The 12086-nt window shown below is 61.5% G+C and carries 10 protein-coding genes; 9 read left to right on the forward strand and 1 reads right to left on the reverse strand.

Annotation, left to right across the window (positions count from 1 at the left end):
• Positions 1 to 167 precede the first annotated feature (167 nt).
• From JFN93_RS10360 to JFN93_RS10400, 9 genes are all read left to right on the forward strand, one after another.
• Positions 168 to 2069 (forward strand): APC family permease, encoded by a 1902-nt coding sequence (locus JFN93_RS10360; RefSeq protein WP_199383992.1) that lies wholly within the window; start codon positions 168 to 170, stop codon positions 2067 to 2069.
• Positions 2070 to 2180: 111 nt separating this feature from the next.
• The gene (locus JFN93_RS10365; RefSeq protein ID WP_199383993.1) at positions 2181 to 3977 is read left to right on the forward strand and encodes a bifunctional protein-serine/threonine kinase/phosphatase; all 1797 of its coding nucleotides are present in this window, start codon (positions 2181 to 2183) and stop codon (positions 3975 to 3977) included.
• Positions 3978 to 4114: 137 nt separating this feature from the next.
• Positions 4115 to 4432 (forward strand): hypothetical protein, encoded by a 318-nt coding sequence (locus JFN93_RS10370; RefSeq protein WP_199383994.1) that lies wholly within the window; start codon positions 4115 to 4117, stop codon positions 4430 to 4432.
• 300 nt (positions 4433 to 4732) lie between these two features.
• Positions 4733 to 6388, forward strand: a complete 1656-nt coding sequence (locus JFN93_RS10375) for an ammonium transporter (RefSeq protein ID WP_328753832.1) — start codon at positions 4733 to 4735, stop codon at positions 6386 to 6388.
• A 176-nt stretch (positions 6389 to 6564) separates the two neighbouring features.
• On the forward strand, positions 6565 to 6903 hold the full coding sequence (locus tag JFN93_RS10380; protein ID WP_199383995.1) for a P-II family nitrogen regulator: 339 nt from the start codon (positions 6565 to 6567) through the stop codon (positions 6901 to 6903).
• A gap of 52 nt (positions 6904 to 6955) precedes the next feature.
• Positions 6956 to 8503, forward strand: a complete 1548-nt coding sequence (locus JFN93_RS10385) for an ammonium transporter (RefSeq protein ID WP_199383996.1) — start codon at positions 6956 to 6958, stop codon at positions 8501 to 8503.
• Between the two features lie 341 nt (positions 8504 to 8844).
• Positions 8845 to 9291, forward strand: a complete 447-nt coding sequence (locus tag JFN93_RS10390; protein WP_199383997.1) for a ferritin family protein — start codon at positions 8845 to 8847, stop codon at positions 9289 to 9291.
• A 22-nt stretch (positions 9292 to 9313) separates the two neighbouring features.
• A complete protein-coding gene (locus JFN93_RS10395) occupies positions 9314 to 10111 on the forward strand; it encodes an inositol monophosphatase family protein (protein WP_199383998.1) in 798 nt (265 codons plus the stop codon).
• Positions 10112 to 10569: 458 nt separating this feature from the next.
• Complete coding sequence (locus JFN93_RS10400; protein WP_199383999.1) at positions 10570 to 11025, forward strand: universal stress protein; 456 nt, start codon at positions 10570 to 10572, stop codon at positions 11023 to 11025.
• Positions 11026 to 11256: 231 nt separating this feature from the next.
• Here the strand turns inward: JFN93_RS10400 and JFN93_RS10405 are convergent, their stop codons facing one another.
• Positions 11257 to 12084, reverse strand: coding sequence for a sugar phosphate isomerase/epimerase family protein (locus tag JFN93_RS10405; RefSeq protein WP_199384000.1), 828 nt, complete (start codon positions 12082 to 12084; stop codon positions 11257 to 11259).
• Between the last annotated feature and the right edge of the window lie 2 nt (positions 12085 to 12086).

The raw sequence follows: 12086 nt of genomic DNA on the forward strand, positions 1-12086 counted from the left end.
CCGCATCTCAGCAGATGGTGGAAGGCGCCTTTTTGTTTTTTTTACGCCAAAAATCTTTTTCAAAGGAGGGCAAGGCAGCAGGTGACTACGGGCAGTAGTTGATTAGGGGAGTTACTGAGCAGGGCATCGATGCCTTGCCGAGCCTAGATTTCAAAGGAGATATGAAAATGGCACAACAAGAAGAAACAAGGGGCACGCTGGGCCTTACCGGCCTGACGATGAACGCAATGGCGCTGATCGCCCCGGGCGCGTTCCTGTGGTTGACTTTCCAGATGCAGTCTTTGTACGGCGCACCGATGGCTGGTAGCGCAATGTGGTTCGGGATTCTTTTCGCCCTGCTTCTCTGTCTCGCTACGGCCTACAGCTATGCCGAGCTCTCCAAGCTCTACCCCGGCCCCGGTTCCTCCTACCTGTACGCCGAGCAGGCCTTCCTCTCCAAGACCAAAGCCTTCAAGTTCGCCCGACTGGCCAAGTTCATCACCGGCTGGGCGAGCCATCTTTACTACTGGGTCTACCCCGGCGTCATGGTGGGGGTAACCGCCATCCTCGCGAACTTCCTCCTGCAGCAGTTTTTCCCCGATACTTTCAGCGGTACCTATAACAGCCCGCTCTTCATGGCAATCTTCTGCGTCATCTTCGCCTTCGCGGTCGCCTACATCGCCTTCCGCGGGGTCACCGGCACCACGGCAGTCAACGTCGTGATCAACATCGTCCAGATCTCCGCACTGCTCGTCTTCTCGGTCATCGCGATCGGCTACCGCTCCCAGCATCCGCAGGGCTCCACCGGCTACCACCTTTCCAACGGAGTCGCGGTCACCTACCAGGTGGCCCAGGAAGTGGTGAAGGACGACAAGGGAAACCCGACCCCGGTCCTGGTGGACGGGAAGCCCAGCCTGGACAAGGACGGCAAACCGGTCTACCAGATGCAGGACATGAAGGACGAGAAGACCGGCGAACCGGTTGCGGCCGACAAGGACGGCAAGCCGGTAAAAGATCTGAAATTGGCCGCTCCCTTCAAGGTGGACTACTCTCCGGAAGGGGCCATCACCAAGGACGACAAAGGCAATACCACCTTCAACTATCACGCGACCGCGGCATCCGTCGTCGCCCCGCACAGCTTCAACTTCATCTTCATCCAGGCCGCGATCGCGATCCTCATCCTGGTCGGTTTCGAAACCGTTACCGCCATGGCCGATGAGGCGAAGAACCCGAAAAAAGACGTTCCCCGCGCGGTGCTTCTCTCGCTGGTGATCCAGGGCGCGGTCTGCTACCTGATCGAGTACTTCGCGGCCAACTACATGCTGCACAACGGCTACACCATGCCGATGGCCGGCGCCTCCGGCGCTCCGCTTGGGGACATGATGCTCATCACCGGGACCTGGCTCTTCGGCTCCGCCGCGGCCGGCAAGGCCTTCATGCTGGTCCAGGCCTTCACCGTCTTCCTCGCCCTGATCGGCACCACCCTTTCCTGCCTCTCCACCGGCGCCCGCGTCACCTACGCCATGGGGCGCGACGAGGAGGTTCCCTCGCACTTCGGGCTTTTGCACGGCAAGACCATGTCCCCCTACAAGGCGATCTGGGCTCTCGCCGCCATCTCGGCCATCATCGGCATCGTGACCGTCTCGGTCTACATGGGGGGGCAGTCCGCCGCACCGGCCGCCCTGGACAAGCACAACATCTGGTACGCCTTCGGGATTTTCTCCCCGGAGATGTACACCAAGCTCCCCAACACCCTGCTGATCATGACCCTGGTGAGCAACTTCGGCACCTTCCTCCTCTACATGATCACCTGCGTCATCGCGATGGTCGCCTTCAAGGAGCACCATAGCTTCAACGGCTTCAAGCACGTGGTCATCCCGGTGGCAGGTCTTTTGGCCAACCTGGCCATCATGCTCTTCTACATCGTCGGTCCGTTCACCGTGGCCGGGATGAGTTGGAAGGAGCCGTTCATCGCCCTGGGGGTCTGCGCCGTCTGGGGTCTCTACGGAGCGATCTACTTCCTCAAGAGCAGCAAGAAGGCGGGCAAGGAAGTCATCCTTACCGCCAAGCCTTCCACGAGCTCGTTATAGGCTCAGCGCCGCGCCGGGTATCCTTTGCCAGGACGGCCGTCTTCGGGCGGCCGTCCTTGGCACTCCCGGCGCTTTTCTTCCTCACGGCAAACATGCTAAGGTGCTGACACTATGGAAGTGACTTACGCCGAATTATCATCACCGGGACCGGTGCGCGAAAACAACGAGGATTTCGTCGGGTTTTGGCAGCCGCAGGTGATCGAGGAGAAACGCTCGCATGGTGCGGTTGCCGCCCTGGCCGACGGGGTCGGGGGGCTGGACCGCGGCGAGGTGGCCAGCCGGCTTGCGGTGGAGACGGCACTGGCTACGTTTCGCAGCGAGACCGCCGAGAAGACTCCTCAGCAGCTATTGACCCAGATGTTCAACGCGGCAAATCTCGCCGTGTACGACCGCGCCATGGAAAACCACGGGCGCTCGCCGATGGCGACCACCCTTTGCCTGGTAATCCTGCGCGATGACGAGATCGTGGTGGGTAACGTGGGGGATTCCCGGGTCTACCTGGTGCGTAAGGGAGAGATCAAGCAGCTCTCCACGGATCATTCCTACGTCGGGATGCAGCAGAAGTTCGGGCTCATCTCGGAGCAGGACGCGAAAACCAGCGAGCACCGCTCGGTACTCACCCGAAGCGTCGGTCAGGACCCGATGATCCGCCTCGACGTGGAGCAGTCCACGGTCTTCAAGGGGGACCGGGTGGTGCTTTGCTCCGACGGGCTCTACGCCCACGTGGCCGACGCCGAGATCGCCGAAATCGTGATGCGCCTGTCGCCGGCCCAGGCCTGCCGCCAACTGGTGGCCCTCGCCGAGCAGCACGGCACCGACGATAACCTCTCGGTCCAGGTGCTGCAGATCAACGAGGTAGAGAAGAAGTCCTACTACCGGGGGCTCCCGGTTTACCACGAACCGCCTCCGGCCCCGAAGGGGTACGAAATTCAGCCCGGGCAGACCCTGGACGAACGGTTCTTCATTACCGAGACCATCAGCCGATCCGGGATGGCGACCATTTTCAAGGCGACCGACCTCCTTACCCGCGAGGACGTGGCGGTCAAGGTCCCCTTCATGGAATTCGAGAGCGATCCGGGCTTTTACTCCCGATTCGAGCGGGAGGAGGAGATCGGGTTCCTCCTCAACCACCCGTACATACTGAAGTTCGTCCCGGTCGAATTCCGCAGCCGGCCCTACATCGTAACCGAGTACCTGCGCGGCTACACCCTCGCCCACCTTCTGAACAGCGTGCGGCCGCTGCCGGAAAAAGATGCGGTCAAGCTGGCCGGCCGAATCTGCGAAGCGCTCGCGCACATGCACGAGCATGGGGTTATCCACCGGGACCTGAAGCCGCAGAACATCATGATCTGTTTTGACGGCACCATCCGGATCATGGATTTCGGGATCGCCAAGGCCGCCGAGGGACGGCGGGTGACCTTCGCCGGGTTCACCCCGGCGGTCGGGACCCCGGACTACATGGCACCGGAGCAGGTGAAGGGGAAGCGGGGCGACGAGCGGACCGACATCTACAGCGCCGGCGCCATGCTCTACGAGATGGTGGTGGGGGTTACCCCGTTCTCGGGCGAAAGCGAGAACATGTTCGTGATCATGAACGCACGGGTGACCGGGGACCCGGTAGCGCCCCGTAAGCGCAACCCGAAGGTCTCGCCGCAGCTCGAAGAGGTGATTCTCCACGCCATGGAGCGGGAGCCCAAGCACCGCTACGACTCGGTAGCGACCATGCGGCATGAACTGGAGCACCTGGAGGCGGTCCAGCTCACCGGTCGCTGCGACCGGCTGAAGGCGCCGTCGCCGTGGAAGAACGGGGGGAGGAAAATCATGTGGACCGCGGTAGGCGCTGTCGTGGTGACCCTGGTCTTTCTTCTCTTCCTCTTCCTGATCCTGCAGCGGGGGCCGGCCCACTAGCTCAACGGTCAAGAAACGATGCCGCGGGGTGTCAGATCGGTGGGCGCACCGGATTATGCAGCGGCGCAGCCTGCGGCACCGGCCGGATGCCGGGCTTTGAGGTCGCCCCGCTGCCACAGATTGAAAGGAAACATAAAATGACTGCTTTTGCCTGGATCGTTTTCATAGCTGCCGCCGCCCTTGAAGTCGGCGGGGATGCCGTCATTCGGAAGGGGCTCCGGGGGAGCCTGCTCTGGCTGATCGTCGGCGGGTTCCTCATGCTCGGTTGCTACGGGGTCGTCGTCAACACCGTGAAGTGGGATTTCTCAAAGCTTCTCGGCGTTTACGTGGCGGTCTTCGCCGTCGTCAGCATCCTGGCGGGCCGTTTCGTATTCCAGGAAACGGTCCCCGTCTCGACCTGGGTCGGCCTGGGGATCATCGTGGCCGGCGGAGCGGTGATCCAGTATGGATCGTGATCGACAGTGAAAGAGTCCGCAGGTCGCGTCGAGGGACGAAACCCGACCTTCCCGCGGTAAGCCGTTGCGTTTCACGATGAAGCCGTGCCACGCAACCTGCGCCCGTCGGGCGGGTGGACTGCATCAAATTACCCACTGACCCAATATCCACTGACACAACGTCGTGTCCGGAAAATCAGGCAGGCAAAGGCGCCTCGTCACCTACGTGACCTGGTGCCTTTGTTTTGCCGCTGCTCCAAAACCGGACCTTTCTGCGTCACCTGCAACGCGGCAGGTGGCGTATCGAAAAGGAGATCTGCTGTGACTAGGAAATTCAATAGCTACATCGCCCTATTGCTTGCGGTCCTGGCGCTTTCCGTTTCCGCTCCGGCCTTCCCGGCCGAGTCGAACCAGGCCGCCGCTTCCGCAACCGTAGCGCCGTTGTCGATGTCGCCCGCTCATACGCCGGCCGCGGCGACCGGTGCCAAGGCCGATGCTCCCGCGCCGGCGCCGGTTGCCCTGCCGAGCGGCGGCACCGCCGCCGACCGGATTTCGGACCGGGCCCTGGCGTCCGAAGCAGCCGGCTCCGCAGCTCAGCTCCGGATCGCCCTTAACCTCGCCTGGACCCTGATCTGCGGTTTCCTGGTCATGTTCCTGCAGGCCGGATTCGCCATGGTGGAAACCGGTTTCTGCCGGGCCAAAAATGCCAGCCATACCATGGCGATGAACCTCATGATCTACTGCATCGGGCTCCTGGCCTATTGGGTCTGCGGTTATGCGCTCCAGACGGGGGGGCTGGGTGGTTTTCCCACCCTCGGTGGGGGGAGCGGCCTGAACTGCGAAGTCACCGTCCACCTGTTCGGTAAAGCCTTCGGGCTGTTCGGCGCGAAAGGGTTTTTCCTCGGCGGGCCGAGCCTCGATCCGGCGGTCTGCGTCGCCTTTTTGTTCCAGGCGGTCTTCATGAATACCGCCGCGACCATCCCCACCGGCGCCATGACCGAGCGGCTCAAGTTCTCTGCCTTCGTCGCCTACGGCTTTTTCATGTGCGGCTTGCTCTATCCCCTCTTCGCCAACTGGGTCTGGGGAGGCGGCTGGCTTTCCCAGCTGGGGGCCAATTTCAACCTTGGACATGGCTTTGTTGATTTTGCCGGCTCGTCGGTGGTGCATCTCACCGGCGGGGTGGTTGCCCTGGCCGGTGCCAAGGTGCTCGGACCGCGTCTCGGAAAATTCAACAAGGACGGGTCTCCCAACCCGATCCCCGGCCACCACATCCCGATGGCGATCGTCGGTACCCTGATCCTGGCCTTCGGCTGGTTCGGCTTCACCGCGGGCTCGACCCTCGCTGCCTCGGATTTGCGCATCGGGGTCGTCGCCGTCAACACCATGCTGGCCAGCGCCGCCGGCGGATTCGTCGCGATGCTTTTCATGTGGGTAAAATACGGCAAGCCGGATCTGACCATGAGTGCCAACGGACTGCTGGCGGGGCTCGTGGCGGTGACGGCCCCCTGCGCTTTCGTGACTCCCTTCGCAAGCGTGGTGATCGGCTCGGCCGCCGGGGTCCTCTGCTGTATCTCGATCATCTTTGTCGAACGGACCCTCAGGGTGGACGACCCGGTCGGTGCCATCTCGGTGCACGGCCTCGGCGGTGCCTGGGGAGCGGTGGCCTTGGGGCTCTTTGCGGACGGGAGTTACGGTGGCGGGCTCAACGGGGTCAAAGGGAACGTGCGCGGGCTCTTCTACGGCGACGGCGGCCAGCTCGCTGCCCAATGCGTGGGGGTGGCCATCGATGTCATTTTCGTCTTTTTTGCCGCCTACCTGTTTTTCCGGCTGCTCGACCGTTTCATCGGAATGCGGGTGGCGAGCGACGTGGAGCGGGAGGGGCTGGACCAGCACGAAATTGCCGTTGCCGCCTATCCGGAATTCAACTTGAGACAGCTTCCCTTCGGCAGTGGCATCACGCCGCGGCCGCGGCAGTAAGTTACAGCCCGATTGCCTAATTAAACGGCGCTCCATGCACCCGAAATGTGCAGTTGCGTTGCTGCGCCCTGTTTTTGCCCCGCAAAAACAGGGCTTTTTGTCTTTGGCACACAGGCTGCAAAGTCTTGGTCAATCTCGCTGACGAGGCGACCAACGACGGGAAAAGGAGGCAAGCAATGAAGCTTATTCAAGCCATCATCAAGCCGTTCAAACTTGATGAAGTGAAGGATGCGCTGAACGAGATCGGCATCGAGGGGATCACGGTCAGCGAAGTGAAAGGGTTCGGTCGCCAAAAGGGTCACACCGAGTTGTACCGTGGGGCCGAGTATGTGGTCGACTTCATTCCGAAGGTGAAGATCGAAGTCGCCGTTTCCGACGATCTGGTCGGCAAGGTGGTTACCGCCATCGAGGAGACCGCGCGCACCGGCCGGATCGGTGACGGGAAGATCTTCATCCTCCCGCTGGAAGAGGCGATCCGGATCCGGACCGGCGAAAAAGGCGACGAGGCTATCTAGGCATTCAACATCTGGCACTTGCCAAAAAATAAACCTTCAATGGAGAACTCCCATGGTACGAAGAAGTATCCTCGCAAAGGCTAAGGAAGCTGCTCTGCCGGGCCTGAACAAGTCCTGCCGCAGCAAGATCGTCCTCTCTCTTTCCACCCTTGCGCTGGCCGCAGGGCTTTTCGCCGCTCCCTCGGCACTTTTGGCCGAAGACAAACCGGCCGATGCTCCGGCCGCCGCTGCCTCGGCAGCAACCGCCCCGGCTCCTGCCGCTGCACCGGCAGCAGCCGCACCGGCCGCCGCCGCTCCCGCCGCCGCTGCCAAGCCCGCTCCCAAGAACGTGGATCCGGTCCTCAATACCGGCGACACCGCCTGGATGCTCGTTTCCTCGGCCCTGGTCCTCTTCATGATTCCGGGTCTCGCGATGTTCTACGGTGGCATGGTCCGCCAGAAAAACGTCCTCTCCACCATCATGCACTCCCTGGTCGCCATGGGCATCGTCGGCGTGCAGTGGGCGGTGATCGGCTACTCGCTGGCTTTCGGTCCCGACATCGGGCACGGCCTTTTGGGCAACTTCAGCAAGGTCCTGATGAACGGCCTGGTGACGGTGAAGGACGGCACCCCCATCTACGCCCTGTTCCAGAACGTGGCGACCGAGCCGGGGTCCATTCCGGAGTTCGTCTTCGCCATGTACCAGTGCATGTTCGCCATGATTACCGTCGCCCTGGTTTCCGGCGCCCTGGCCGAGCGTATCAAGTTCTCCACCTACTGCCTCTTCGTCCTGCTCTGGACCACCCTGGTCTACGATCCGCTGGCCCACTGGGTCTGGATGAGCGACGGCTGGCTCTTCAAGATGGGTGCACTCGACTTCGCCGGCGGTACCGTCGTCCACCTCTCCTCCGGTATCTCGGCTCTCGTGGCCCTCTTCTTCCTCGGCAAGCGTCACGGCTTCCCGCATGAGCGGATGGCTCCGCACAGCCTCCCGCTGACCCTGCTCGGCGTCGGGATCCTCTGGTTCGGCTGGTTCGGCTTCAACGCCGGCTCCGCGATCGTCGGCCCCAACTGCTCGGATGCGGCGGGCGGCCTTGCCGGCCTGGCCCTGACCACCACCACCATCGCTCCGGCGGCTGCCGGCCTCGCCTGGATGATCGCCGAATGGATCCATGCCGGCAAGCCCTCCGCCCTCGGTTTCGGTTCCGGCGTCGTCGCCGGCCTGGTCATCATCACTCCGGCCGCCGGTTTCGTCCAGCCGGGCGCCGCCATCATCATGGGGATCATCGGCGGGGTGGTCTGCTACCTCGGCGTGATGCTCAAGGCGAAGCTCAAATACGACGACTCCCTCGACGCCTTCGGTGTCCACGGTGTCGGCGGCACCACCGGCGCCCTGCTGACCGGCGTCTTCGCCACCATCGGCGCCACCGGCGTCACCTCGGGGAACCCGAAGCAGTTCGTCATCCAGCTGATCGCGGTCGGCGCTGCCGCCGCCTACGCCATCGTGGTTACCTTCATCATCTCCTTCGTCCTCGACAAGCTGATCGGTTTCCGCGTCGAGAAGGAAGACGAGATCATGGGCCTCGACCAGACCCAGCATTCGGAAAGCGCTTACAACTAACCAGGGCTTTCCAACAGAGCTTCATCCAAGGGGGGATCTTCGGATCCCCTCTTTTTTTTGTCTCTCGTAGGTCGAGTCTGGGAACCAGACGCGACCCTATCCCGCCGCCGCCGGGAGAAATCCGGTCCTTCGCGCCAGAAATGGCGCTCTCACAGAGAATGGGGCCACAAAAATGGCAACTTGCCGTCCTGTCAACAAACTCAGTGTCTGAGCCGCACCGGTTACTGCTTTGTTTTTCTAGGTTACCGAGTTCTTCTGTGACATACTGCCTGCCGTTTTTGTAAATCCCTCCTTTTCTGGTACTGTATGCAACCGGAGATAATAACCCTGGGAGGGAGCGTATGGAAACCATGGAACATCTGCTCCAACGAAAGGAAGAGGGGCGCGGCTTCTACCACCGAATGGGCGCCCAAAGCGGCAGCGCCGGGATCCGGAAATTTTTCGGGATGCTGGCTGAAGACGAGATGCGGCAGGAGCGGGTACTGTTGGCGCTGCGGCGAGGGACTCTTCCCGATCTGGAGGATTTCGTCACCCTGGACGAGGCCAAGGGGATCCTGCGCCGGCTCTCGCTGCACCAGCCCTATTACATCCCGGAAGAAGGCGACCTCCAGAGGCTGGCCACGGCAATGGAATTCGAGGCCCGCTGCGCGCAAATCTGCCGGGAAATCGCCGCGGCCGATGGCGATGGCTGCCGAAAAGAGCTCTTTTTGAGCATTGCAGCGGAAGAGGAGGTTCATTTCACGCTGCTGGAACAGATGCGCGAAGTGGTCGGTCGTTCCCTGTGCTAGGAAGGTAAAAACGGAGAAAAAATTGGAGAATTCCGCGTTTCTTGATGTTGCCATCGCCGCTGCCAAGGCGGCGGGCGCCCTGCAGCGGCAACGGGTGGCGGGTGATTTCGAGGTCTCGTTCAAGGGACGGGTCGACCTGGTGACCGAGGTGGACCGTGCCTGCGAGGAGATCATCGTCTCGCGCCTGAAGGCCGCTTTCCCAGGCCACTGCTTTCTCGCCGAGGAGCGGGGTGCGGAAGGGGAATGTGCCTCCCACAAGTGGATCATCGACCCGCTGGACGGGACCACCAACTTCGCCCACGGCTATCCCTGGTTCTGCGTTTCCATCGCGCTGGAGGTGGACGGCGAGATCCTGCTGGGGGTGGTGTACCACTCGATGATGGACCAGCTCTTCACCGCGGTGCGCGGGGAGGGAGCGTATCTGAACGGGCAGCGGATTACGGTGTCGGCCCGGCAGCCCTTGCGCAGCAGCCTGCTTGCCACCGGCTTTCCCTATGACGTAGCTTCCGACAACGAGAACAACTTCGGCAACTTCTTCCGTTTCCAGCTTGCCGCCCGCGGCATTCGCCGCGCCGGCGCAGCTGCCCTCGATCTCGCCTACGTGGCGTTGGGGCGGCTGGACGGCTATTGGGAGTGCAAGCTGAAGCCGTGGGACGTCGCGGCGGGAACCCTTCTGGTGCGTGAGGCCGGCGGGACCGTCACCAACCATGCCGGGGAGCCGCATTCGGTGTACGATCATCGGATCGCGGCATCTAACGGGGCCATTCACCCGGAAATGCTGGAGATATTGAATAAGGGTCCGATCGAGGTGAAGCTTTAACGGCTGAAATGGGCGCAGCTGGCTGGCGCCCCTACGAGCTTTCGGCACTTTCATCATGGGATGAACGTGCCGTTTTTATTTGGGGACGACAGTTCTATTTACTGTGGGAGCGCCTTTCCAGGCGCGAATAACCCCTTTTGCCGCGACCCACCGGAGCTGATTCGCGCCAGGAATGGCGCTCCCACAGGATCAGGCCAACCGCAGCCTTCGTGGGAACCGGACCTCGCCGTCATCTGTGCTTCCACTTGCCTCGGTGCCACGGGCGCAGCATGCTGCGCCCCTACGAGCTGGGGCGCCGACGGTTGGCTGTGGCTGCTACCCTCCCGGGGCTATTTTTTTAATCTTCCTGTCCCCGACCGGCGAAATTCCTTCTCAATGGTACGGAACTGTTTTATAATCCGCATGCTTTTGCCGGAATTGCAAACCGGCCCTGAGATTCATTGATTCGGAGGAGTTAGATGCTCAACCTGCGGAAGAAAATCCTGGTGGCAATCGACGGGTCGCCGCTCTCCGACAAGGCCGCGGAGGAAGCGGTACGGCTCGCGGCGGGGATCCCGAGCCAGTTCAAGAGCAAGGTCTACGGCCTGCTCGTGCTCCCCAATGCCCCGCGCAACACCTTTACCGATTTTCTTCCCACCCGTCCCATCACCGAGAAGGAGGAGTGGGGCGAGCTCAAGGAGCGGATCTTTTTCGTGGTGGAGAAGCTCGCCGCCGAGATGGACGTGCCGCTGGAGACCGGGGTGGTGTATGGAGAACCGGCCGATGAGCTGATCCGGTTCGCGCAGAAGGAAGAGATCGATGTCATCGTGATCGGGAGCACCGGCAAGGGGTTCCTGAAACGGAAGCTCTTGGGAAGCGTCTCCCACAAGGTAGTGCAGAATGCGAAGTGCTCTGTCTATGTCGTGAGAGGCTAATTCAGTCCACCGTAGTCAGAATCAGTCATCAGTTAATTGCGAAAGGAGCCGACATGGCTCCTTTTCTTTTTGGGCTTTTTACCATGTACTTAACCTGGATGTGCGGGAGCCAACGTTGTAGGAGCGATATTCTTGCCGCGATCAGCGGACTTGGATCGCGACAGGAATGTCGCTCCCACAGGAACAGGGCCTGCCACATACTGATCACCGATCACTGACTCCGATCACTAATCACGGTTCACTGTTCACCGTGGACTGAAGTTGTTCCCCTTCCTCCTTCTGCGTCTCTTTCCTGAGGTACTGCAGTATCTCCTTGAGGCTCTGCACGATGATCCGCTCGTCGCGGGGAAACTCGTGCGGGCTCAGCTCCAGCGTCACGCTCTCGTTGTAGGCGGTGTTGCGCAAGTGGTTCAAGAAACGGGTGAGGGGGAGGATGCCGTGGCCGGGCAACAGGTGCTGACGGCCGTGGCCGTAATCGGAGAAATGGATGTTCCGGATCCGACCCGAGTTGTAAAACAGGTAGAAGTCGTTGATGAAGTTCGCCTTGCCGGAACCCATGTGGGTGCAGTCGAAGGTCAGGTAGAGGTTCCGCTCGTGGAGGAAATCGATCATCTTCCCGGTTTCGGAAAGGATGTAGTGGTTCAGGTTGTACTTGCCGGTCCACGGCATGTTCTCCAGGGTCAGGATCACCTTCCCCTGGCCGACTTCCTTCTGGAAATCGTAGATCTTGTAGAGCCAGCGCCAGTACCCGAGCTCCATCCCCAGCCAGGACGGGGGATGGAAATTCACCAGCTCGACCCCGCACTCCCCGGCGATCTCGACGCAGCGCTTCAGGCTGTCCACCGGCCCGCCCCAGCCGTCCAGCGGCATGAACGGGGCGTGGATCGAACGGATCGGGAGCTGCTGCGCCAGGTGGCGGACCAGCTTGCGCGCGTTCACCTTCTGGAATTCCTGGTTGATCACCAGCTCCACCGTGTCGAAGCCGACTTCCAGGGCGATCTCGAAGACCTTTTCCAGTGGGAAAATGAACAGCGTCCCGGTGGAGATGGAGATGATCATGC

It is taken from the genome of Geomesophilobacter sediminis, assembly GCF_016458275.1.
Lineage (GTDB): Bacteria > Desulfobacterota > Desulfuromonadia > Geobacterales > Geobacteraceae > Geomesophilobacter > Geomesophilobacter sediminis.

What these genes read in the sequence shown, in the direction of transcription:
- JFN93_RS10365 (WP_199383993.1), top strand. Translation starts at nt 2,181, where the DNA reads ATGGAAGTGACTTACGCCGAATTATCATCACCGGGACCGGTGCGCGAA.
- JFN93_RS10405 (WP_199384000.1), bottom strand. Translation starts at nt 12,084, where the DNA reads ATGATCATCTCCATCTCCACCGGGACGCTGTTCATTTTCCCACTGGAA.
- JFN93_RS10380 (WP_199383995.1), top strand. Translation starts at nt 6,565, where the DNA reads ATGAAGCTTATTCAAGCCATCATCAAGCCGTTCAAACTTGATGAAGTG.
- JFN93_RS10390 (WP_199383997.1), top strand. Translation starts at nt 8,845, where the DNA reads ATGGAAACCATGGAACATCTGCTCCAACGAAAGGAAGAGGGGCGCGGC.
- JFN93_RS10360 (WP_199383992.1), top strand. Translation starts at nt 168, where the DNA reads ATGGCACAACAAGAAGAAACAAGGGGCACGCTGGGCCTTACCGGCCTG.
- JFN93_RS10370 (WP_199383994.1), top strand. Translation starts at nt 4,115, where the DNA reads ATGACTGCTTTTGCCTGGATCGTTTTCATAGCTGCCGCCGCCCTTGAA.
- JFN93_RS10385 (WP_199383996.1), top strand. Translation starts at nt 6,956, where the DNA reads ATGGTACGAAGAAGTATCCTCGCAAAGGCTAAGGAAGCTGCTCTGCCG.
- JFN93_RS10400 (WP_199383999.1), top strand. Translation starts at nt 10,570, where the DNA reads ATGCTCAACCTGCGGAAGAAAATCCTGGTGGCAATCGACGGGTCGCCG.